Raw genomic sequence first — 21,845 nt, forward strand, 5'->3', positions numbered from 1 at the left:
CCATGGGAAACACGGGCGTCATCGACAATTTCCTCGGCGTATTCACGCGCTACATCGACAGCGGGTTCGGGCTGTTGTCTGGCGAAGTCGCCTTCATCGCTACCACCCTGATCGTCATCGACGTGACGCTTGCCGCGCTCTTTTGGGCATGGGGCGCAGATGACGACATCATCGCTCGGCTGGTGAAGAAGACCCTTTTCGTGGGCGTCTTCGCCTACATCATCGGCAATTGGAACAACCTCGCCCGGATCGTCTTCGAGAGCTTCGCCGGCCTCGGTCTCATGGCGTCGGGCACCGGCTTTTCTGTCACCGGTCTGACGCGGCCGGGCCGCGTAGCGCAGACCGGCCTCGACGCCGGCCGCCCGCTGCTCGACTCCATTTCCGACCTGATGGGCTGGATCGCCTTCTTCGAGAACTTCATCCAGATCGCGTGCCTGCTGTTCGCATGGGCGCTCGTGGTGTTGGCCTTCTTCATCCTCGCCATCCAGCTTTTCGTGACCCTCATCGAGTTCAAGCTGACCACGCTTGCCGGCTTCGTCCTCATCCCCTTCGGCCTGTTCGGCAAGACCGCCTTCATGGCCGAGAAGGTCTTGGGCAACGTGGTGTCCTCCGGCATCAAGGTTCTGGTGCTCGCCGTCATCATCGGTATCGGCAGCACCTTGTTTTCGCAATTCACGGCCGGTTTCGGCGGGGCGACCCCGACCATCGACGACGCCATGGCGATTGTGCTGGCAGCTCTGTCGCTGCTCGGCCTCGGCATCTTCGGCCCCGGCATAGCAAACGGCATCGTTTCGGGCGGCCCGCAGCTCGGCGCGGGTGCTGCCGTGGGAACCGGGCTTGCGGTCGCAGGTGCAGCCGTCGCCGCTGGCGGCGGGGCCATGCTCGCCGCCAAAGGTGGTGCCGCTGCCCTGTCCGGCGGGGCCGCGGCCGTCCGCGGCGGCGCGGCCACCGCGGGCGCGGCGACCGCCGCCTATAGCGTCGGATCGCTTGGCCAGTCCGGCGCGGCAGGCGTCGCCTCCGGTCTCGGCGGCGTCGGCCGCGCAGCAGGTTCGGCCGCCATCTCACCCCTCAAACGCGCCGCCGCGCGGGCCAGCGAATCCGTCAAATCCAGCTTCTCCGAAGGTTCGAAGGCCGGATTCGGCGCAAGCGGCGGCAGCTCCACCATGGGAACGGTCGGCGGGAGCGATGCTGCGCCCGCATCGCCGGCACCATCCGCCGGTCCTCCGGCCTGGGCGCAGCGCATGCAGCGTTCGCAAGCCCTCAACCACGGCACGACCATGGCCGCCCATGCGGTGCGCTCCGGCGACAGCCACGGCTCCGGTTCCTCCATCAATCTTTCCGAAAGTGACCGCTCATGAGCATCTTCAAACGACCAGCAACTCATTACGGCAAGACGCCGGAACCCGAGACGCCTTATCAGCGCGCCGCGCAAGTGTGGGACGAGCGTATCGGCTCGGCCCGCGTGCAGGCGCGGAACTGGCGGCTCATGGCCTTCGGCTCGCTGATCCTCTCGGCCGGCTTCGCCTCTGCGCTGGTCTGGCAGTCCGCGCGTGGGACCGTGGTGCCTTGGGTCGTGCAGGTGGACAATCTCGGTCAGGCGCAGACCGTCGCGCCAGCCAATGCCGACTATCGCCCGACCGATCCGCAGATTGCTTTCCATCTCGGCCGCTTCATCGAACACGTCCGCGCGATCCCGGCCGACGCGATCATCGTCCGCCAGAACTGGCTTCGCGCCTATGAATGGACCACGGATCGCGGCGCGGCGGCATTGAACGATTACGCCCGCGCCAATGACCCTTTCACCAAGGTCGGCCGCCAACAGGTCGCCGTCGAGGTGTCCAGCGTCATCCGGGCCTCGCCCAACAGCTTCCGCGTCGCGTGGACGGAAAGGCATTTCGAGAACGGCCAGCTTTCCACCACGGAACGATGGACGGCCATCCTCACTATCGTCATCCAGCCGCCGCGCGACGCCGAGCGCCTGCGCGCCAATCCGCTGGGAATCTACGTCAATGCAATTTCGTGGTCGCGGGAGATGAGCCAATGAAAACGTCAGCTTGCATCAATCACCTCGCTGATCTTTCCCTTGGAGATCATGAAGAACGAGGTGCCCGCTATCTCGATCTTCTGCCCAGCCTTCCAGCCGTTGGGCAGGTCGGCCTTGACCTTGGCGCGATAGCCGATGCGCACCGCTGCACGGTCCTCAATGGCGATGCAGTCGAGAATTGTCTGTTCTCTTTCCGCAAACAATTCAACACCCTGTTCCGCCAACGCGCGAAATGCCTCAATCCCATGCGTCTCGTTCGTCACTTCTCCGTTCGATCTGTTGATAAACCGAACGTCGCCCGACAGGCAGTCGAGCATCGCCTGAACATTCATCGTGTTGTAGGCGTCGATATACCGGGCAACAATCGTCGGGACAGTATCCATCCTGTCAGTTCCTCACTACTAATCCTAAAGCCGCTATCGTATGCTATTTTTGTGACGGTCGTGGCAATCGCTTTGACCGGCTGCGCCACCAATCGGATGCCGCAATTCAGCTATGACGCCAGCGTTCCGCCGCTGCCGACCGTGCAGGCGGCAGCAGTCGACAACACGCCCCGGCCGCTGCATGTGCCCCCGGCATGGACCGTGGCGCGGGGCGGTACGGCTGCCGGCACGCCGACCGGCCGCGTCGAGAACGCCAATGCAGCCGCCCGCGTCGAGCCGCGCCGCGAAGGCTACTACAACGCCATCCAGATATATCCGTGGTCGGAAGGCGCGCTCTATCAGGTCTATGCCGCAGTCGGGCAGATCACGACGATCGCGCTGGAGCCGGGCGAGAGCCTGACCGGCGCGGGGCCAATCGCGGCGGGCGACACCGCCCGCTGGATCATCGGCGACACGGAATCCGGTTCGGGCGCGAACCGCCGCGTCCATATCCTCGTGAAGCCGACGCGACCCGACATCGCCACCAACCTTGTCGTCACCACCGACCGGCGCACCTACATGATCGAGCTGCGCGCCCGGGAATCGCTCTACATGCCCGCCGTCGCCTGGGCCTATCCCGCGACGCCCGGCCAGCGCCGCACCGTTCCGACAGCCCCGATCATCCCCGCCGAGGCGGCGCGGAACTATCGCTACGCCTTGCAGGTGCAGGGCGATAGCCCGCCATGGCGGCCCGTCTCCGTCTTCGACGATGGCCGCCGCGTCTATGTCGTCTTCCCGGCCGGGATCGTGCAGGGCGAGATGCCGCCCATCTTCGTGCTTGGCGCGAACGGCGAGCCGCAGATCGTCAACAGCCGAGTCCACCAGAACGTCCTGATCGTGGACCGCCTGTTCGGCGCGGCCGAGCTGCGCCTTGGCTCTGGCAGCCGCCAGCAGGTCGTCAGGATCGTCCGCACCAACCCGACGCAGGCCGCCGACGCGCAGCCCGCCAGCGCGACCGGAGGCTCCCCGTCATGACCGACAACACCATCACCGAAACCGCAGCCCCCATGCGGCTGCGCGCCGAGCCGCCGCGCGTCACCCGCCTGTCCCGCAAGATGCTGGCGGGCGTCGGCGCGGTTGCGTTGCTCGGCATCGGCGGCGCACTCATCTATGCGCTCCAGACCCGCGACGGAGGGCCGGACGGCGGCGAACTCTACTCGACCGAGAACCGGCCCACGGCGGACGGCCTCGCCGGTCTGCCAAGCGACTATAGCGGGCCGGTGCTCGGCCCCGCGCTGCCCGGAGATTTGGGCCGTCCGATCCTCGACGCGCAGAACCGAGGGCAGCCCGTCGCACCGCCTACGATGGCGACGCCCGCCGTCGATCCCGCCGAGGAACGCCGCCGCGCCGAGGAAGAAGCCGCGCGCTTAAGCAATGTGTTCTTCCAGTCCGGCCCGCGCACGGGATCGCCGGCAGGGACGGCCATGCCCAGCCTTGCCGGTCTTGGCCTCGGCGGACAGCCCGCGACGCAGGACCGGCACGCGGCTTTCCTCAATGGACCCGTGGACCGGCAGACTGTCGCGCCGGATCGTGTCGCGCCGCCGGCATCGCCCTACATCCTTCAGGCCGGGGCCGTGATTCCGGCCGCGCTCATCACCGGCATCCGTTCGGACCTGCCGGGCCAGATCACGGCTCAAGTGACCGAGAACGTCTATGACAGCCCGACCGGGTCGCTGCTGCTGATCCCGCAGGGAACGCGCATCATCGGCCAATACGATGACGGCGTGACCTTCGGCCAGCGAAGGGTGCTCTTGGTGTGGAACCGCCTGATCCTGCCGGGCGGCCGTTCCATCGTCCTTGAGCGTCTGCCGGGTGCGGACGCTTCCGGTTACGCCGGGCTTGAGGATGGCGTGGATTACCACTGGTGGGATCTGATGAAGGCCGCAGGGCTGTCCACGCTGCTCGCAGTCGGCACGGAACTGGCGACCAGCGACGAGGACCGGCTTATCCGGGCCATCCGCGACGGGGCGCAGGATACCGTCAATCAGGCGGGGCAGCAGATCGTCCAGCGCCAGTTGCAGGTCGCACCGACGCTGACCATCCGGCCCGGCTTCCCGGTCAGGATCATCGTCACCCGCGACCTTGTATTCGAACCGGCAGGAGGTTGACCATGACCAAGCTGAAACTCGGCCCGCTGCCCGACGACAAGCCCGTGAAGATCACCGTGGAGCTGCCTGCGCCACTTCACCGCGATCTGGTCGCCTATGCCGAGGTGCTGGCCCGCGAGAGCGGCCAGCCCGCCGCCGATCCCGTCAGGCTCATCGTGCCGATGCTGGAGCGGTTCATCGCAACGGATCGCGGCTTCGCCAAGGCACGGCGAGCCGCCAACTGAGTCCCATCCCGGCAGGGGTGCCGCCAGCGCATAGGCGCAAATGCGGCACGCTACAGGCCGCCGACTGCCCTCCATGGTTCGCCTAATTCCGGGGCCTTGAGCGCCTCGGATTCCAACAGAACCAAGGAGGATTCCATGTGCGCAGAGCGCCGCCGCGCCCGGAGAGGGCGACCGCGACAGTCGATCCCCGAACCACTTCCCGACGATCTTTTCGACTACGCCGACGATCCTACGCCCGACGGCCGGACGCGAGCCGGCAACATGCCACTTCTCGGCCCGGATGGGCAGAGGATGCGTGTCACCGACGACTGGCCCGAAGACATTCCCGTCACCGAAGCCGAGATTGACGTGTTCGAGCGTTGGTTCGGCGATGTGTTCGACGAACTCTTGAACCCGAGAAAGCCGAATGACAGCTTGCAATACCTATCACAAACTGATAGGAAAAAGACGTGAGCGTGGATCGTGATCCAAGCCTCGACACGCTTCTGGACCTCGACGGACAGATGCTCTTTGTCGATCCCGAGGGCGGCCATTGGGTGAAGTTCGTCGTCACCCGCGTTCCGGCCTCGCCGGAAAAGCCGCACGGCCTCGATTATTCGCTCACGCTTCACGAGCCTTCGGGCGAACGGCTGGTCGGCTTCGACAATGCCCATCCGGTCGGCCGAGGCAGGCGCGGCGCGCCGATGGACCATCGGCACCGCTTTCAGACCGTGAAGCCTTACGCCTACGAGGATGCGGCCACGCTGCTGGCCGACTTCTGGCAGGCCGTGGACGCGGTATTGAAGGAACGAGGTGCCCTATGACCACATTGAAAGTCGGGATTGCCGACTATGAAGAAATGAAGGCCCGCACCATGCGGATCGCGCGCGGCGAGGAAAAACCTGCGCCCAGCGATCCGAAGGTGTGGTTCACCTCGACCGAATCCTTTGCCAAGGTGCTGTCGGCCGGCAACCGCGAACTGCTGCGCATCATCGCCGAGAAAGCCCCGGCATCGCTGGAGGAACTGGCGGAAATCACCGGCCGGGCCGGCTCCAATCTGTCACGCACCCTGAAAACCATGGAGAACTACGGTCTTGTGCGACTCGAACCGGGGCATGGGCGTAAGCTCGCGCCCAAGGTGGTGCATGACCGCGTGGAGCTGGCGTTGCCCCTGATCGACCACCCCAAGATGAAGAAAGCTATGGGAGGCCGACCATGAACATTCACAGCCCAACCACTACCGCCCGCGCCGCGCTCTACCTGCGCGTTTCGACTGCCCGGCAGGCGGAGCATGATATTTCCATTCCCGACCAGAAGCGGCAGGGCGAAGCCTATTGCGAGCAGCGCGGCTATCAGCTCGTTGAGACTTATGTGGAACCGGGCGCAACCGCCACCAACGACAAGCGCCCCGAATTCCAGCGCATGATCGAGGCGGGCACGTCGAAGCCCGCGCCCTTCGACATTGTCGTGGTGCATAGCTTCTCGCGCTTCTTCCGCGATCACTTCGAGATGGAGTTCTACGTTCGCAAGCTGGCGAAGAACGGCGTCAAGCTCGTGTCCATCACGCAGGAAATGGGCGACGATCCCATGCACCAGATGATGCGGCAGATCATGGCGCTGTTCGACGAATACCAGTCCAAGGAGAACGCCAAGCACGTCCTGCGCGCCATGAACGAGAATGCCCGGCAGGGTTTCTGGAACGGCGCACGGCCGCCCATCGGCTATCGCATCGTCGCGGCCGAGCAGCGCGGATCGAAGATCAAGAAGAAGCTGGAGATCGACCCGCTGCACGCCGACACCGTGCGGCTGATCTATCGCCTGTTCCTCGAAGGAGACGGCACGTCCGGCGCGATGGGCGTCAAGGCCATCGCCACCTATCTCAACGAGCGCCGCTTCTTCACCCGCGACGGAGGGCGTTGGGGATTGGCGCAAATCCACGCCATCCTGACCCGCACCACCTATATCGGCGAGCACAGGTTCAACACCCGCTCGCACAAGGATCGGGAGAAGAAGCCGGAGAGCGAGGTCGCCATCATGGCGGTGCCGCCCCTAATCGAGCGCGAGACGTTCGACGCGGTGCAAGCCCGCCTCAAGTCCCGCAATCCCATGGTGACGCCTGCACGTGTCTCCAGCGGCCCGACGCTCCTGACCGGCATTTGCTTCTGCGCCAAGTGCGGGGGAGCGATGACGCTTCGCACCGGCCAAGGCAGCACGGGCGCGACATACCGCTACTATACCTGCTCGACCAAGGCCCGGCAGGGCAAGACCGGCTGCAAGGGTCGCACGATCCCCATGGACAAGCTGGACCATACGGTCGCCGATTATATCGGGGACCGCCTGCTCCTGCCCAAGCGGTTGGAAACCGTCCTTGCCAGCGTCATCGACCGCCGACAGGAACGCACCGAGCGCCGCCGCGAGCATCTTGCCGAGCTTCAAAGGCGAATCACGGAAGCCGACCAGCGGCTCGGCCGTCTCTTTGACGCCATCGAAGCCGGCATGGTGGACAAGGACGACGCCATGGCAAAGGAACGCATGGTGAGCCTCAAGGCATTGCGGGATCAAGCCGCCGCCGACGCGGAGCGCACGCAGCTCGCGCTCGATAGTTCAGGCAATCAGGGCGTCACCCCCGATATGCTCAAGGGGTTTGCCCGCAAAGCCCGTGAACGGATCAGGCTCAACGATGGCGGCTACCGCCGCGACCATCTACGCGCGCTGGCGCAGCGTGTCGAGGTTGCCGACGACGAGGTTCGCATCATGGGATCGAAGTCGGAACTGCTGCGAACGCTGGTCGCCGCTTCAAGCGTAGAAACGGCGGCGTTCGGCGTTCATAGTTCTGTTCTGAAATGGCGCACCCGACACGATTCGAACGTGTGGCCTTTGCCTTCGGAGGGCAACGCTCTATCCAGCTGAGCTACGGGTGCAACGCATGGGCTGCATAGCCGCAAATGCGCGGCTCTGCAATGGGGTTCAGGCAAAAAGCTCGCGGCAGAAGGTCAGCCCGTCGATCAGCGCATCGACTTCGGCGCGGGTGTTGTACATCGCGAAACTGGCGCGCGCCGTGGCGCTGACGCCGAAGAAATCCAGCAATGGCATGGCGCAATGCGTGCCAGCCCGCACCGCGATGCCGCGCTTGTCGAGGATGGTCGAGATGTCATGCGCGTGTGCGCCCTGCATCGTCATCGAGAAGATCGCGCCCTTGTCCGCCGCGTCGCCCTGCACCGACAGCCAGTTCAGGCTGCGCAGCCGGTCGCGGGCATAGTCGCGTAGGTCGCGTTCATGCGCGGCGACATTCTCCATGCCAAGCGCCATCAGGTATTCCAGCGCCGCACCCAGCCCGATCTGGTTGGCGATGCCGGGCGTGCCGGCCTCGAAGCGCAGCGGCGGGTCGGCATAGTCGATGCTTTCGCGGGTGACGGTGCGGATCATGTCGCCGCCGCCCATGAAGGGGCGCATCTCGGCCTGGCGCTCGGCCCGGATCCAGATCGCACCCGAGCCCGAGGGGCCATAGAGCTTGTGCCCGGTAATGCAGTAGAAATCGACGCCGAGCGCGGACAGGTCCACCGGCATATGCACGGCGGCCTGCGACCCGTCGGCCAGAACCGGCACAGAGGTGCCGCGTGCGATGGCGCCGACATCGACCACGGTGCCGGTCACGTTCGACATATGCGTGACGGCGATCAGCCGGGTGCGCGGCCCCACCGCCGCCAGCACCTTCTCGGGCGGCAGCGAGCCGTCGGGCTCGGGCTCGACCCATTTCAGCACCACGCCCTGGCGCTCGCGCAGGAAATGCCAGGGCACGATATTGGCGTGATGCTCCAGCACCGACAGCACGATCTCGTCGCCGGCCTGCAGGCGGGGCGCGGCCCAGCCATAGGAGACGAGGTTGATCCCTTCGGTCGCGCCCGAGGTGAAGATCACCTCGTTCTCGCGCGGGGCGTTCAGGAAGCGAGCGATGATGGCGCGCACGCGCTCGTAATTCTCGGTCGCGAGGTTGGACAGGAAATGCAGCCCGCGATGGACATTGGCATATTCCGCCTCATAGGCGCGGGTGATGGCGTCGATCACCACGCGCGGTTTCTGCGCCGAGGCGCCGTTGTCCAGATAGACCAGCGGCCGGCCGTTCACCTGCCGCGACAGGATCGGGAAATCGGCGCGGACCTTTTCAATGTCGAAGCTCATGGTGTCACCTCGGGGACGATGCCGAATGCCGCCGCGATCAGCGACAGCACGAAGCCAAGCAGGAAGACGCTGCCGATCAGCCCCACCACCACCTTGCCGGTGCTGGTGAAGCCGTGCAGCGCCTTGGTCATGGTCACGGCAAGATAAAGGAAAAGGCCGAAGGCCAGCATGGAAAGCAGCGTGGCGGTGGCCGGAAACAGCATCATCATCACCACCTGCACCGCCTGCAGCCCGACCAGCATCAACTCCACCCAGCCGACGATCAGCAGCGCGTCCGGAAAGGTGCCATGCCCGCCGAACAGTCGCCCGATCTGGGCCACGAACAGTGCCGACAGCACCATGGCGCCAAACTGGATGCCGGCCAGCGACATCGGCTCGGACAGCATGCGCGAGACGGGATTGTCCACTTCGATCGGGAACAGCAGCAGCGACAGCCCGGCAAGCAGCGTGGACAGCGTCACGGCCAGCAGGAGCACCATCCAGCGCACCGCCATCGGCAGTTCCAGCCCGCGCAGCACGCGCACTGCCGTATCCGGGTCCCGCAAGGTCAGGACCATCAGATCGCCAAGATCGCCCAGTTTCATCTGTTCCCCGCCAATGCGCGCAATCCCGCGCCCCATATCACGAGAAAGCCGAGGCCCGCCACCGCCCGCGTCACGCCAAGCGCCGGACCGGGCCCGACCAGCCCGGCGGTCAGGCCCGCCAGCAGCATCGCCGGTGCGATCGCCAGCAAGGCCCAGAACAATGCCAGCCGCGAATCCTGAGGCGCCACGGGCCAAGGTGTCAGCCGCGACAGCGCCGAAACCAGCGCCGCCACCGCATAGGCCAGGAGCGGCATCATGAACATCACCGCCAGCAACGCCCCGCCCATGCGCGCGCCAAGGGGCACCTCGGGCTGCAATTGCGCATCCCGGGCATGGCCCGGCGCCTGCGCCACCAGAAAGATCAGCATCGCCGCCATCAGCACGACGATCAGCGCCCGGTCGGGCATGCCGCGCAGGGATCTGACCACCCTGCCCGGCGCCCACCAGCTTTCAAGGATGCGCGGGGCGATGCCGGCCCGGCTCATGCGGTGGCCGAATTGCCTGCGCGCGCGGTCAGCCAGTCTTCCAGCCGGCCGAGGATGTCGTCGCGCAGCCGCTGGTCCTCGATCTCGTCCAGCGCATCGGCCAGGAAGGACAGCACCAGAAGCACGATGGCGCGTTCCTTCGGCACCCCGCGCGAGCGCAGGTAGAACAGCGCAGTCTCGTCCAGCGCGCCGGTCGTCGAGCCATGCGAGCATTTCACGTCGTCGGCATAGATCTCCAGCTCGGGCTTGGCGAGGAACTGGCTGCCCTCGTCCAGAAGCAGCCCCTGGCTGATCTGGTAGCCGTCGGTCTTTTGCGCGCCGGGCTTGACCAGGATCTTGCCCTGGAAGATGCCCTCGGCCCCGTTCTTCAGCACCTTCTTGAACACCTGCCGGCTTTCGCAACGCTCGGCGGCATGGGTGACGAAAACGGTGTCGTCGTGGTGGAAGCGGCCGGTGTCGCCATCGCCCAGCACCGCGGCGGCGATATGGGCCACGGCATCGTCGCCGGCGATCTCGATCACCGCTTCGTTGCGCATCATCGAGCCGTTGACCGACAGCGAGAAGGACTTGAACAACGCCTCGGCCGCAACATGGGCGAAGATATGGCCCAGCCCCAGCTTGGGATCGTTGGCGCGCTTGGCGCTGATATGGTGGAAGCGGGCGCCGCGGCCCAGGTCGGCCTCGATCACCACGTTCGACCGCGCACCGATCGCGCCGCTTTCCAGCAGCGTCAACTCGGCCCCCTCCTCCAGCTTGACGACGTGATGCAGATACACGTCTGCATCGGGCGCCGAGCGGCGATAGGTGATATGAACCGGCCGCTCGACCTTGCCGGTGACGCGGATCAGCACGCCCTCGGCCGCGGCCAGGGTGTTCAGCACGGCAAAGGGACGCTTGACCGGCACCTGCCCGGCGGTTTCCAGCCGGCCGTATAGCCCGGCCGCCCAATGGTCTGCGGCGGCTTCGGCAGCGGCGAGGCTTTCGATCTCCACGCCCTCGACATCCAGCACATCCGAGGCGGCGGCGTCGAAACGGCCGTCCACGAAGACCAGGTTCAGCCGCTCGATCCCGGTGAACAGGGTCGAGGCATCGGCGCCGAATTCGACCGGCTCGGGCCGGGCGGCGTTGAAGGGCGCCGGATCGGTATAGCGCCAGTATTCGTCACGCGCACCGGGCAGGCCCATGGCTTGCAGCCGCTGTGCCGCATCCTCGCGCGCGGCGCGGGTAAAGCCGCCGCGCGGCAGGTCCAGGGCATCCAGGCGTGCGGCCAGCGCCGCATCTCCGGGGCGGACCTTGCCCTCGACCGCAGGCACTTGCGCGGCAAGAACAGCCGTATCCGCCATCATCCGACCTCCGCCAGCAGATCGCCGTAGCCGTTCTGCTCGACCTCCAGCGCCAGTTCGGGGCCGCCGGTGCGCACGATGCGGCCATCGGCCATGATATGCACCACGTCCGGCTTGATATGGTCCAGAAGCCGCTGGTAATGCGTGATCACCAGAAAGGCGCGGTCGGGCGAACGCAGCGCGTTCACGCCCTCGGCCACCAGCCGCATCGCGTCCACGTCAAGGCCGGAATCGGTCTCGTCCAGGATGCACATGCTCGGCTCCAGCATGGCCATCTGCAAGATCTCGTTGCGCTTTTTCTCGCCACCCGAGAAGCCGACATTGACCGGGCGCTTCAGCATCTCGCTGTCGATCTTCAGCGTCGCGGCCTTCTGGCGGATCAGCTTGAGGAAATCGGCCGAGGAAAGCTCTTCCTCGCCGCGCGCCTTGCGCTGCGCGTTCACGGCGGTGCGCAGGAAGGTCATGTTGCCGACGCCCGGGATCTCGACCGGATACTGGAAGGCCAGAAACAGGCCGGCGGCCGCACGCTCCTCGGGTACCATCTCCAGCAGGCTTTCGCCGTCCAGCGTCGCCTCGCCCCCGGTCACCTCGTAGCCGTCGCGGCCCGAAAGCACATAGGACAGCGTCGACTTGCCCGAGCCGTTCGGCCCCATGATGGCATGGACTTCGCCAGCGGGGACGGTCAGATCGACGCCTTTGAGGATCTGCTTGTCCTCATCCTCAAGCTTGACGTGCAGATTCTTGATTTCCAGCATGGTTCGTTCCTATTCGACACTTACGGCGGTGCCCGAGGCGGACACCATCAGCATGTTGTTGATGACTTCATAATCCAGATCGACGCCGACCACGGCATTGCCGCCCAATTGGCGGGCGCGGTCCTGCATCTCGGACAAGGCGGTTTCGCGGGCCGAGGCCAGCGCGGATTCGTAAGCCCCAGCACGGCCGCCCACGATGTCGCGAATCCCGGCGAAGATATCGCGAAAGATGTTGGCCCCGATGATGGTCTCGCCCGTCACCACGCCGTGATAGGCGCTGATGCGGCGACCCTCGATGCCGGGGGTGGTGGTGACGATCATCCGACCGACCCCTCCAGGCTGATCGCGACCAGCGACTGCGCCTCCATGGCGAATTCCATCGGCAGGGCCTGCAGGACCTCGCGGCAGAAGCCGTTCACAACCAGCGCGACGGCCTCTTCCTCGTCCATGCCGCGCTGGCGGCAATAGAACAGCTGGTCGTCATCCACTTTCGAGGTTGTCGCCTCATGCTCCACACGGGACGAAGTATTTTTCACCTCGATATAGGGCACGGTATGGGCGCCGCATTTGTCGCCGATCAGCAGGCTGTCGCATTGCGTATAGTTGCGGCTGTTCTTGGCGCGCGGGTGCATGGACACGAGGCCGCGATAGGTGTTCTGCGCCTGTCCGGCGGAAATCCCTTTGGAAACAATGCGCGAGCGGGTGTTCTTGCCAAGGTGGATCATCTTGGTGCCGGTGTCGGCCTGCTGGTGGTTGTTGGCGATGGCGATGGAATAGAACTCGCCCTGCGACTCGTCGCCGCGCAGGATGCAGGACGGGTATTTCCAGGTGATGGCCGAGCCGGTCTCGACCTGGGTCCACATCACCTTGGCCCGCGCCTCGCGGCAATCCGCGCGCTTGGTGACGAAGTTGTAGATGCCGCCCTTGCCTTCCTCGTCGCCGGGGAACCAGTTCTGGACGGTCGAATACTTGACCTCGGCATCCTCCAGCACGACGATCTCGACCACCGCGGCATGCAGCTGCGCCACGTCGCGCTTGGGCGCGGTGCAGCCCTCCAGGTAGCTGACGTAAGAGCCCTTGTCGGCGATGATCAGCGTGCGCTCGAACTGGCCGGTATTCTCGGCATTGATGCGGAAATAGGTCGAAAGCTCCATCGGGCAGCGCACCCCCGGCGGCACATAGACGAAGCTGCCGTCCGAAAAAACCGCCGAGTTCAGCGTGGCGAAGAAATTGTCCGACTGCGGCACGACCGAGCCCAGGTATTTCTTCACCAGCTCGGGATGTTCGCGGATGGCTTCCGAGATCGAGCAGAAGATCACCCCGGCCTTGGCGAGTTCGTCCTTGAAGGTGGTGCCGACGCTGACGCTGTCGAAGACAGCATCGACCGCGACCTTGCGCCCTTCGGCCGGTGCGGCCTCGGCGCCCTCGATCCCGGCCAGGATCATCTGCTCCTTCAGCGGGATGCCCAGCTTTTCATAGGTGGCCAGCAGCTTGGGGTCGACCTCGTCCAGCGACTTGGGCTTGACCTGCATGCTTTTCGGGCGGGCGTAGTAATACTGGTCCTGATAGTCGATCTCGGGATAGTTCAGCATCGCCCATTTCGGCTCGGTCATGGTCTGCCAGCGGCGAAAGGCCTGCAGCCGCCACTCGGTCATCCATTCCGGTTCCTCGTTCTTCTTCGAGATCAGCCGGACGATATCCTCGTTGATGCCCCTGGGGGCATATTCCATCTCGATCTCGGTATCCCAGCCGTATTTGTAGGACCCCATGTTCTGGACGGTCTCGACGGTCTCGCGGTCTACGCCCTCGCGGATTTCGATTGCCTCGCCGATCTCTACAGTCATCTCAAACCCTTCCCGCGGTCGCCCGCCCATCATTCCTTTGCCGCCAGCGGCCATGGGCCGCGAGCCAGGCATCCGCAAAACGCATCACGTCTCCAGGCTCCGTCGTCGGTCCGATCGAGACGCGGATCGCATCGCCCGCCCATTCCGGCGCGATTCCCATGGCCGTCAGAACCGAACTTGGCCGAACCTTGCCCGAAGAACAGGCCGAGCCTGCCGAGACGGCAAATCCGGCCAGGTCCATCTGCATCACCTGCGTCTCTCCGCGCCATCCCGGCGTCAGGATCGACAATGTATTGGGCAGGCGGCGGGCCTCGCGCCCCGGGAATGTAACCATTTCCGCCCCGGATTCCAGAGCAGCCATCAGGGAATCGCGCAGTTGCGACACTTTTTCCCCGATTCCTTGATCCAGATCATTCTGCGCCGCTTTTGCGGCCGCTGCAAAGCCCATGATGCCGATCAGGTTCTCGGTCCCGGCACGGCGGCCCTGTTCCTGCCCGCCGCCCTTGATCCGCGCCTCGACCTCGGTGCCGCGCTTCACCACCAGCGCGCCGATGCCGCGCGGCCCGCCCAGCTTGTGGGCGCTGACGAAGCCGGCCTCGATACCCAGCCAGTTGAAGGCGAAGGGGGTCTTTCCGAAGGCTTGGGTCAGGTCGCTGACCGCCAGCCCTTGCGGCAGGTCCTGGATCACGCCGGTCTCGGCATTGGCGAGTTGCAGCGTCGCGCGGCCCGGATCGGGAACCGCGACCCGCCCCGCCTGATCCGTCCGCAGCGAGGCATCGCACCAGGCCAGCACGGCGGCATGCTCGACCGGCGAACAGGCCAGCCCCCGGCCCTGAAGCGCCAGCGCCGCCGCCTCGGTCGCGCCCGAGGTGAAGATCACATCCGCCCCCTCGGCGCCAAGCGCCGTGGCGACGTCCTCGCGCGCCCGTTCCAGCGCGGATTTCGCCGCCCTGCCCTCGGCATGGACCGAGGACGGGTTGCCGACGATCCCGGTCGCGGCCAGCATCGCCTCGCGCGCCTGGGGGCGCAGCGGCGCGGTGGCGTTCCAGTCCAGATAGACCCGGTTCATATGCGCTCCTCCGGCATGCCGTCCTGGGCATGGTCCAACGCCCCGGCGATGCGCTCGGCAAGCCGTAGCGCGACCTCCTGCTTGGAAAGGCGCGGCCAGCTTTCCGCCCCGGCCTCGGAAATCAGCGTGACGGCATTCTCGGTCCCGCCCATGATTCCGGTGGCGGGGCTGACGTCGTTGGCGACGATCCAGTCGCAACCCTTGCGCTTGCGCTTGCGGGTGGCGTTTTCCAGCACGTCGTCGGTCTCGGCCGCAAAGCCCACCACCAGCGACGGACGATCACGGCCAAGCTGGCTGATCCATGCCAGGATGTCGGGGTTTTCCGCGAATTGCAGTTCGGGCAACCGGCCCGAGCCATCCTTCTTGATCTTGCCCGCCCTGGCATTGGCGACATGCCAGTCGGCGACGGCGGCGGCCATCACCGCGGCATCGGCCGGCAAGGCGGCCTCGACGGCGTCGCGCATCGCGCGTGCGGTCTCGACCGCGATCACCTCGACCCCTTCGGGCGGCGGCACCTCGGCCGGGCCGGTGACGAAGCTGACCCGCGCGCCCAGATCGCGCAGCGCGGCGGCGATGGCCGTGCCCTGCGCCCCGCTGGAGCGGTTGGCGATATAGCGCACCGGGTCGATGGGCTCATGCGTCGGCCCCGAGGTCACGATAACATGCCGGCCGCTCAGCCGCCGCGAGGGCAGCGAGACCACCGCTTCGGGCGGCAGGCGCAACGGCCGCTCGCGACCGAGGGCCGCGCGAATCGCCCCCAGGATCGCCTCGGGCTCGGCCATGCGGCCGGGGCCGTATTCGCCGCAGGCCATGTCGCCCTCGTCCGGGCCGATGAGCCGGATGCCGTCGTTCTCCAGCGTGTCGATGTTGCGCTGTGTCGCCGGATGCTGCCACATGCGCACGTTCATCGCCGGCGCGGCCAGGACCGGCTTGTCGGTCGCCAAAAGCAGGGTGGTGGCCAGGTCGTCCGCCATCCCTGCCGCCATCCGCCCCAGCAGGTTGGCGGTCGCCGGCGCGACCACCACCAGATCGGCGGCCCGCGACAACTGGATATGGCCCATTTCGGATTCGCGGGTCAGGTCGAACAACTCGGTATGGCAGGGCGCCTCGGCCAGCGCCGACAGCGTCAGCGGCGTGACGAACTCTGCCCCCGCCCGTGTCAGCACCGGCACGACCGAGCCGCCCTCGCGCCGGATCATGCGGATCAGCTCGGGTATCTTGAACGCGGCGATGCCCCCGCCGACGATCAGCAATATGCGGCTGCCTTGCATGGGCCTGTCCTCTGCCGTGTCATTCGCCCTGCACATAGGCCGAAGCGGGCCGCGGAACAAGCAAGCCGCGCCCGTTAACCGATCTTTAAGCCCTTTCGGGTTAACCCGGCCGCGGATGATGCGGGGAGAGCCGATGGCGGCGATTGCCTATACCGTGGCCTTCGACGGGGTCGAGGCGCGGCTGGTCGAGGTGCAATGTTCGGTCTCGCCGGGCCTGCCGGGCTTCGGTATCGTCGGCCTGCCCGACAAATCGGTCAGCGAGGCGCGCGAACGGGTCAAGGCCGCCTTCGGGGCCTTGTCCATCGCCATGCCCTCGCGGCGGGTGACGGTGAACCTTTCGCCCGCCGACCTGCCCAAGGAGGGCTCGCATTTCGACCTGCCCATCGCGCTTGCTGTGCTGGCCGCGCTGGAAATCGTCCCGGCCGAGGCGCTGGAGCGCGTGGTGGCGCTGGGGGAACTGGCACTGGACGGGCGGCTTTCGCCGGTCGCGGGCGTCCTGCCCGCCGCCATGGCCGCGGCCGAGGAAAGCCGCGCGCTGCTGCTGCCGCGCGCCTGCGGGGCCGAGGCTGCCTGGGTCGGCACCGTGCCGGTCTTTGCGCCGCGCACCCTGCGCGAGGCGGTCGACCACCTGACCGACCGCGCCCCCCTGGCCCGCGCCGCGCCCGGTGAACTGGCCGAGACCGTGTTCGAAGCCGACCTCTCCGAGGTGAAGGGCCAGGAACGCGCCCGCCGCGCGCTGGAGATCGCCGCGGCCGGCCGTCACCATCTGCTGATGGTCGGTCCGCCCGGTGCCAGCAAATCCATGCTTGCGACCCGCCTGCCCGGCATCCTGCCGCCGCTCAACCCGCAGGAGGCGCTGGAAACCTCGGTGATCCATTCCGTCGCCGGCCTGCTCGACGGGGGCGGTATCTCGCGCATGGCCCCCTTTTGTCAGCCGCATCATACCGCCTCGATGGCCGCGATGGTGGGCGGTGGCCGCAATGCCCGGCCGGGCCAGGCCAGCCTGGCCCATAACGGCGTGCTGTTCCTGGACGAACTGCCCGAATTCGAACGCCGCGTCATCGACGCGCTGCGAGAACCGATCGAGACCGGCGAGATCCACGTCTCGCGTGCCAATGCCCATATCCGCTATCCGGCGCGTTTCCTGCTGGTCGCAGCCGCCAATCCCTGCCGCTGCGGCGAGATCGCCGATGCCGCGCGGGCCTGCTCCAAGGCGCCGCGCTGCGGGTCGGACTACCTGGGCCGCATCTCGGGTCCGATGATGGACCGCTTCGACCTGCGCATCGAAGTGCCGCAGGTCGCGATCGAGGATCTGGGCCTGCCGGCGACGGGGGAAAGCTCGGCCAGCGTCGCCGCGCGTGTCGCCGCAGCCCGCGCGCTGCAAGCCGCCCGCTTTGCCGGCCATCCGACGGCGCGGGTGAACGCCGACGCCTCGGGCCGGCTGCTGGAAGAGGTCGCGCCCCTCGACGGCGAATGCCGGTCGCTGCTGGCGCTGGCAGCCGAGCGGCTGGGGCTGACCCCGCGCGGCTATCATCGCATCCTGCGCAGCGCACGCACCATCGCCGATCTGGACGGCTCGCCCGCCATCCGCCAGCCGCATCTGGCAGAGGCGCTGTCCTATCGCCTGCCCTTCGGCCGGCCGGATTGAAAGGCGACGGGTGGTCGGCACGGTTGCGGCCGAGGTCGCGGCAAGGCTGGCCCTCCATGAACCCGCAGCAGCGGATCATTGGATCCCCGGAGCCCTGCCTTCGGCTTCGCCTTCCGGTGCGGTATCAGCTTCGCTCGGCCAGCCGGCGCTCGATCGCGTCCCAGATCAGCGCAGCCGCATTGATGCCGTCGAAGCGCTCGAGTTCCTGAATGCCGGTCGGCGAGGTCACGTTGATCTCGGTCAGCCAGCCGTCGATCACATCTATGCCGATGAAAAGCAGGCCCTTTTCGCGCAGGACCGGACCGATATGGGCGCAGATCTCGTATTCGCGCTCGGTCAGGCCGATCTTTTCGGGACGGCCGCCGACATGCATGTTCGACCGCGCCTCGCCCTCGGCCGGAACCCGGTTGATCGCGCCGACCGGCTCGCCATCGACCAGGATGATGCGCTTGTCGCCCTTGACCACGGCGGGCAGGTATTTCTGGGCGATGATCGGCTCGCGACTATTGGCCAGGAAAGTCTCGACCAGCGAGGACAGATTCGGGTCGTCGGGTCGCATATGGAAGATGCCGACCCCGCCATTGCCGTAGAGCGGCTTGAGGATGAAGTCGCCATGCCGCTCGCGGAAGGCGCGGATCTGTGCCAGATCGCGGGTGATCAGCGTGGGCGGTGTAAGCTCTGGGAAATCGAGCACCAGCAGCTTCTCGGGACTGTTGCGCACCCAGAACGGATCGTTGACGACATAGGTCGAGGGCTGCACCCGGTCCAGCAGGTGCGTGGTGGTGATGTAGCCCATGTCGAAGGGCGGATCCTGCCGCAGCCAGACCACGTCGAACTCCGACAGATCGGCATCGGTCCAGTCGCCGAAACTCACATGGTTGCCCTGTTCGCGGCGCAGGGTGATCGGCCGGCCGCGCGCCATGACCCGCCCTTCGCAATAGCTCAGGCGGTCGGCTGTATACTGGAACAGCCGGTGGCCGCGGGCTTCGGCCTCAAGCCCCAGCCGGAACGTGCTGTCGCCGTCGATCGAGACCTGCTCGATCGGGTCCATCTGCAGGGCCACGTAAAGACTCATGCCATCATCCCCAGCCTGTTTCGGCCGAAGTTCTCGCGCGCATGGACGGGCTTTGCAAGCGGCAGCGCCGGATCGGCGCCGAGATTCGTGTTTCTGCCCACTGTCCGGCACCGGCTTCCAAGACGGCGCCGAGCAAGATCTGGCAACGCGGGCCGCACGCTCATGCGCCCTGCGAACTGGCCCAGGGCCTAGTTCACGCCAAATGCATTCTCGATGATCTCGATCCGCCCGAACTGATCGACCAGGGCTGCGTCGAAGCGCATTGCGGTCAGCAGCCCGGCGGGCAGGCGCCCGCAATATTCCAGCGCAGCATTGCAGATTCGCGCGATCTGCCGCGCACCGATCCGCTCCGCCGCCCGGTCGTGAAAGCGCGATTTCTTGACCTCGACAAAGGTGTATTCGTCATCCCTGCAAAGGATCAGGTCGATTTCGCCGCCGCGCCCGCGCCAGCGTTCGTCCATGACGTCGTAACCGCGCCGGCGATATTCCCGCGCCACCGATTCCTCGGCGAGGCGACCCGCGGAATAGGCGACGGCACCTTGCAGGGCCTTCCTGTCGACGGCCGCGACCGGCGTCCCGTCCGAAATCCTTTCGAACTTCATTCCCGTTCCTTCTTCATCTCAAGGGCCAGCGCATAGATTTCGCGTCGTGGCCGGCCAAACCGAGCCGCGACTTCTGCGGCTGCTTCCTTCACCGGCGATCCGTCCAGCAGTTCGCTCAGCGCTTCGCGCAGGCTGCCTTCATCCGCGGCAGCCGGTTCGGGGCGGCCGAACAGCACCACGATCTCGCCGCGCAGTCCCTCTCCGGGGATTTGTTCCAGCAGTTCCGTCGCCGTGCCACGCATCACCTCTTCGAATTTCTTCGTCAGTTCCCTGCAGATCACCGTAAGCCGATTCGCCTCAAGTTCGCACAGATTCTCCAACAATTGCTTAACGCGCCTGGGGCTTTCGAAGGCGATCACCGTGGCATCGACCTTGCGCCAGCTTTCGATCCATGTCCGCCGCGCACCGGCGGCGGCCGGCGGGAAGCCCACGAACAGGAACCTGTCGCTGGGCAAGCCCGAGACGGACAGCGCCGCCAGCGCCGCCGAGGGCCCGGGCAGCGCCCGGACGGCAAAGCCCGCTTCGGCGGCATCCCGCGCAAGCCGGTAGCCGGGATCGGCGACCAGCGGCGTGCCTGCATCCGAGGCATAGGCGACGGACCGTCCCTCGCCCAGGGCGGCAAGGATCGCCGGGCGCTGCCGGTCGGCATTGTGGTCGTGATAGGCGACGATGCGCCGGCCCCGGACCGGGATGCCGTGAATATCCATCAGGTGCCGCAGGTTGCGGGTATCCTCGGCGGCCAGCATATCGGCCGTGTTCAGCACGTCGAGCGCCCGCAGGGTGATGTCCCGCGCCGCGCCGATGGGGGTCGCCACCAGATAGAGCCCCGGTTCGGGCGCGGATGCCGAGATGGTCAGGGAAAGCGTTCGCGCGCCCGTCCCGGTTGTGCTGGCGCCATCCTCCATCGCGGGTTCCTTTCATGCTGCCGGGGCAAGTTGCCATGTCCCGAATATGCCAATAACCTGCCCCCATCAAACCCCCAGCCTCGATCCAAACAGGGAATCACGCCATGACCGTCCTGAAAACGATCCGCGGCGCCTTCGACCTGCGCCGCCCGCTCGCGCGCGTCGGAGCTGTCCTTTCCGTCCTGGCGCTTGCCGCCTGCCAACCGATCGAGATGGGAGCCTCGGGCCCGCAGACCGGCCAGAGCATCGATCCCTCGCAGCCGGTGCCGGTGGCGCTTCTGGTGCCCGGCGGCACGGGCAGCGCGGATCTGGACTGGCTGGCGCGCTCGCTCAGCAATTCCGCGAAGATGGCGGCGGCCGATGCGCGCGGCGCCACCATCGACCTGCGCATCTATGATTCGGGCTCCGAGCCCGGGACCGCCGTCGCCATGGCCAACCGCGCCGTGGCCGACGGCGCCAAGATCATTCTGGGCCCGCTTTTCGCCGACAGCGCCAATGCGGTCGGCAACGCCATGGCGCCGCAGGGCGTCAACGTGCTGTCCTTCTCGAACAATACCGACATCGCGGGCGGCAATGTCTTCGTGCTGGGCAATACCTTCGACAACGTGGCCGACAGGCTGGTGAAATACGGCGTCAGGAACGGCAAGCGCCGCATCATGATGGTGGCCGAGGACGACACCGCCGGCCAGGTCGGTGCCCGCGCCATCCAGCGTGCGATCCAGCGAAACGGTGCCACCCTGGCCGGGACCGCCGTGCATCCGCTGTCCAAGACCGGCATCGACGGCATCGTGCCGAATGTCGCGCAGGCGGCTCTGTCGGGCAATGTCGATGCGGTCTTCCTGACCGCGAACCAGGGCGCGGTTCTGCCCTATCTGACCGACAAGCTGGCCGATGCCGGCGTCAGCTCGGCCTCGGTGCAGATGATGGGGCTGACGCGCTGGGACCAGCCCTCGGCCCGGCTGCAGCTGCGCGGCGTGCAAGGGGGCTGGTTCGCCATTCCCGACACCACGATGAAGGCACAGTTCGACCAGCGCTACCGTGCCGCCTATGGCGAGACGCCGCATGAGCTGGGATCGCTGGCCTATGACGGCGTGGCCGCGATCGCGGCGCTGGTGCGTGCCGGCAAGCGCAATGCGCTGACCACCTCGGGGCTGACGCAGAGCGCGGGCTTCGCCGGGGTCTCGGGCGCCTTCCGCCTCAAGCGCGACGGCACCAACGAGCGTGCGCTGGCCGTGGCCTCCGTGCGGGCGGGCCAGGTGGTGGTGCTGGATCCGGCGCCGCGCAGCTTCGGCGGCTTCGGGTTCTGAT

Annotated in this window: 23 protein-coding genes, 1 tRNA gene and 1 pseudogene; 11 read left to right on the forward strand and 14 right to left on the reverse strand. The window is 66.6% G+C overall.

The genetic code is table 11. From position 1 onward, the window contains the following. Window positions 1–2: 2 nt before the first annotated feature. Both trbL and trbF read left to right on the forward strand, forming a co-directional pair. A complete protein-coding gene (trbL, locus tag QPR87_RS08025) occupies window positions 3–1,358 on the forward strand; it encodes a P-type conjugative transfer protein TrbL (RefSeq protein ID WP_029074256.1) in 1,356 nt (451 codons plus the stop codon). Beyond that, the gene (gene trbF, locus QPR87_RS08030) at window positions 1,355–2,044 is read left to right on the forward strand and encodes a conjugal transfer protein TrbF (protein ID WP_285049080.1); all 690 of its coding nucleotides are present in this window, start codon (window positions 1,355–1,357) and stop codon (window positions 2,042–2,044) included. The genes trbL and trbF overlap by 4 nt, the downstream gene beginning before the upstream one ends. A gap of 5 nt (window positions 2,045–2,049) precedes the next feature. On the opposite strand, the gene QPR87_RS08035 is transcribed toward trbF, so the two are convergent. Beyond that, on the reverse strand, window positions 2,050–2,427 hold the full coding sequence (locus QPR87_RS08035) for a nuclear transport factor 2 family protein (RefSeq protein ID WP_029074878.1): 378 nt from the start codon (window positions 2,425–2,427) through the stop codon (window positions 2,050–2,052). 96 nt (window positions 2,428–2,523) lie between these two features. Here QPR87_RS08035 and trbG point away from each other — a divergent pair, with 96 nt between their 5' ends. From trbG to QPR87_RS08070, 7 genes and pseudogenes are all read left to right on the forward strand, one after another. Then, on the forward strand, window positions 2,524–3,441 hold the full coding sequence (trbG, locus tag QPR87_RS08040) for a P-type conjugative transfer protein TrbG (RefSeq protein ID WP_200523655.1): 918 nt from the start codon (window positions 2,524–2,526) through the stop codon (window positions 3,439–3,441). Next, window positions 3,438–4,574, forward strand: coding sequence for a TraB/TrbI/VirB10 family type IV secretion system protein (locus QPR87_RS08045; RefSeq protein WP_031623920.1), 1,137 nt, complete (start codon window positions 3,438–3,440; stop codon window positions 4,572–4,574). The genes trbG and QPR87_RS08045 overlap by 4 nt, the downstream gene beginning before the upstream one ends. A gap of 2 nt (window positions 4,575–4,576) precedes the next feature. After that, window positions 4,577–4,798, forward strand: a complete 222-nt coding sequence (locus tag QPR87_RS08050) for a DUF2274 domain-containing protein (protein WP_029074252.1) — start codon at window positions 4,577–4,579, stop codon at window positions 4,796–4,798. Window positions 4,799–4,933: 135 nt separating this feature from the next. Beyond that, entirely contained in the window at window positions 4,934–5,251 is a 318-nt protein-coding gene (locus QPR87_RS08055; RefSeq protein ID WP_029074251.1) for a hypothetical protein, read from the forward strand. Next, window positions 5,248–5,601: a toxin-antitoxin system TumE family protein gene (locus QPR87_RS08060; protein WP_029074250.1), complete on the forward strand. Its 354-nt coding sequence runs from the start codon at window positions 5,248–5,250 to the stop codon at window positions 5,599–5,601. The genes QPR87_RS08055 and QPR87_RS08060 overlap by 4 nt, the downstream gene beginning before the upstream one ends. Next, window positions 5,598–5,996, forward strand: coding sequence for an HVO_A0114 family putative DNA-binding protein (locus QPR87_RS08065; RefSeq protein ID WP_029074249.1), 399 nt, complete (start codon window positions 5,598–5,600; stop codon window positions 5,994–5,996). The genes QPR87_RS08060 and QPR87_RS08065 overlap by 4 nt, the downstream gene beginning before the upstream one ends. Further along, window positions 5,993–7,045: pseudogene (locus QPR87_RS08070) on the forward strand (recombinase family protein); the annotation flags it as partial. The gene QPR87_RS08065 and the pseudogene QPR87_RS08070, both read left to right, overlap by 4 nt. 576 nt (window positions 7,046–7,621) lie before the next feature. Here the strand turns inward: QPR87_RS08070 and QPR87_RS08075 are convergent. The 10 genes from QPR87_RS08075 to coaBC all read right to left on the reverse strand — a co-directional run bounded on the left by QPR87_RS08075 (window position 7,622) and on the right by coaBC (window position 16,307). Then, window positions 7,622–7,698, reverse strand: a tRNA-Arg gene (locus tag QPR87_RS08075). A 46-nt stretch (window positions 7,699–7,744) separates the two neighbouring features. Further along, window positions 7,745–8,956, reverse strand: coding sequence for a cysteine desulfurase (locus tag QPR87_RS08080; RefSeq protein ID WP_285049081.1), 1,212 nt, complete (start codon window positions 8,954–8,956; stop codon window positions 7,745–7,747). Then, window positions 8,953–9,540, reverse strand: coding sequence for a YIP1 family protein (locus QPR87_RS08085; RefSeq protein WP_011750203.1), 588 nt, complete (start codon window positions 9,538–9,540; stop codon window positions 8,953–8,955). Before QPR87_RS08085 ends, QPR87_RS08080 begins: the two co-directional genes overlap by 4 nt. Then, entirely contained in the window at window positions 9,537–10,025 is a 489-nt protein-coding gene (locus QPR87_RS08090; protein ID WP_011750202.1) for a hypothetical protein, read from the reverse strand. Before QPR87_RS08090 ends, QPR87_RS08085 begins: the two co-directional genes overlap by 4 nt. Continuing rightward, window positions 10,022–11,368, reverse strand: coding sequence for a SufB/SufD family protein (locus QPR87_RS08095; protein WP_285049082.1), 1,347 nt, complete (start codon window positions 11,366–11,368; stop codon window positions 10,022–10,024). Before QPR87_RS08095 ends, QPR87_RS08090 begins: the two co-directional genes overlap by 4 nt. Further along, a complete protein-coding gene (sufC, locus tag QPR87_RS08100; RefSeq protein ID WP_285049083.1) occupies window positions 11,368–12,123 on the reverse strand; it encodes a Fe-S cluster assembly ATPase SufC in 756 nt (251 codons plus the stop codon). The genes QPR87_RS08095 and sufC overlap by 1 nt, the downstream gene beginning before the upstream one ends. Before the next feature lie 9 nt (window positions 12,124–12,132). After that, entirely contained in the window at window positions 12,133–12,444 is a 312-nt protein-coding gene (locus QPR87_RS08105; RefSeq protein WP_011750199.1) for a heavy metal-binding domain-containing protein, read from the reverse strand. After that, a complete protein-coding gene (gene sufB, locus QPR87_RS08110) occupies window positions 12,441–13,967 on the reverse strand; it encodes a Fe-S cluster assembly protein SufB (protein WP_285049084.1) in 1,527 nt (508 codons plus the stop codon). Before sufB ends, QPR87_RS08105 begins: the two co-directional genes overlap by 4 nt. 1 nt (window position 13,968) lies before the next feature. Continuing rightward, a complete protein-coding gene (locus tag QPR87_RS08115) occupies window positions 13,969–15,036 on the reverse strand; it encodes a cysteine desulfurase family protein (protein ID WP_285049085.1) in 1,068 nt (355 codons plus the stop codon). After that, entirely contained in the window at window positions 15,033–16,307 is a 1,275-nt protein-coding gene (gene coaBC / locus QPR87_RS08120; protein WP_285049086.1) for a bifunctional phosphopantothenoylcysteine decarboxylase/phosphopantothenate--cysteine ligase CoaBC, read from the reverse strand. The genes QPR87_RS08115 and coaBC overlap by 4 nt, the downstream gene beginning before the upstream one ends. Window positions 16,308–16,440: 133 nt before the next feature. Between coaBC and QPR87_RS08125 the strand changes: the two genes are divergently transcribed. Continuing rightward, window positions 16,441–17,955 carry a YifB family Mg chelatase-like AAA ATPase gene (locus QPR87_RS08125; RefSeq protein WP_285049087.1) on the forward strand — a complete coding sequence of 505 codons (1,515 nt, stop codon included), beginning with the start codon at window positions 16,441–16,443 and terminating at the stop codon, window positions 17,953–17,955. A gap of 124 nt (window positions 17,956–18,079) precedes the next feature. Here the strand turns inward: QPR87_RS08125 and gshB are convergent, their stop codons facing one another. The 3 genes from gshB to rsmI all read right to left on the reverse strand — a co-directional run bounded on the left by gshB (window position 18,080) and on the right by rsmI (window position 20,537). Beyond that, a complete protein-coding gene (gene gshB, locus QPR87_RS08130; RefSeq protein ID WP_285049088.1) occupies window positions 18,080–19,030 on the reverse strand; it encodes a glutathione synthase in 951 nt (316 codons plus the stop codon). Window positions 19,031–19,218: 188 nt separating this feature from the next. Continuing rightward, on the reverse strand, window positions 19,219–19,632 hold the full coding sequence (locus QPR87_RS08135; RefSeq protein WP_285049089.1) for a YraN family protein: 414 nt from the start codon (window positions 19,630–19,632) through the stop codon (window positions 19,219–19,221). Further along, window positions 19,629–20,537: a 16S rRNA (cytidine(1402)-2'-O)-methyltransferase gene (gene rsmI, locus QPR87_RS08140; protein ID WP_285049090.1), complete on the reverse strand. Its 909-nt coding sequence runs from the start codon at window positions 20,535–20,537 to the stop codon at window positions 19,629–19,631. The genes QPR87_RS08135 and rsmI overlap by 4 nt, the downstream gene beginning before the upstream one ends. Before the next feature lie 104 nt (window positions 20,538–20,641). Here rsmI and QPR87_RS08145 point away from each other — a divergent pair, with 104 nt between their 5' ends. Then, window positions 20,642–21,844 (forward strand): penicillin-binding protein activator, encoded by a 1,203-nt coding sequence (locus tag QPR87_RS08145; RefSeq protein ID WP_285049091.1) that lies wholly within the window; start codon window positions 20,642–20,644, stop codon window positions 21,842–21,844. Window position 21,845: the final 1 nt, after the last annotated feature.

This window comes from Paracoccus sp. SSJ (assembly GCF_030234105.1).
Lineage (GTDB): Bacteria > Pseudomonadota > Alphaproteobacteria > Rhodobacterales > Rhodobacteraceae > Paracoccus > Paracoccus denitrificans.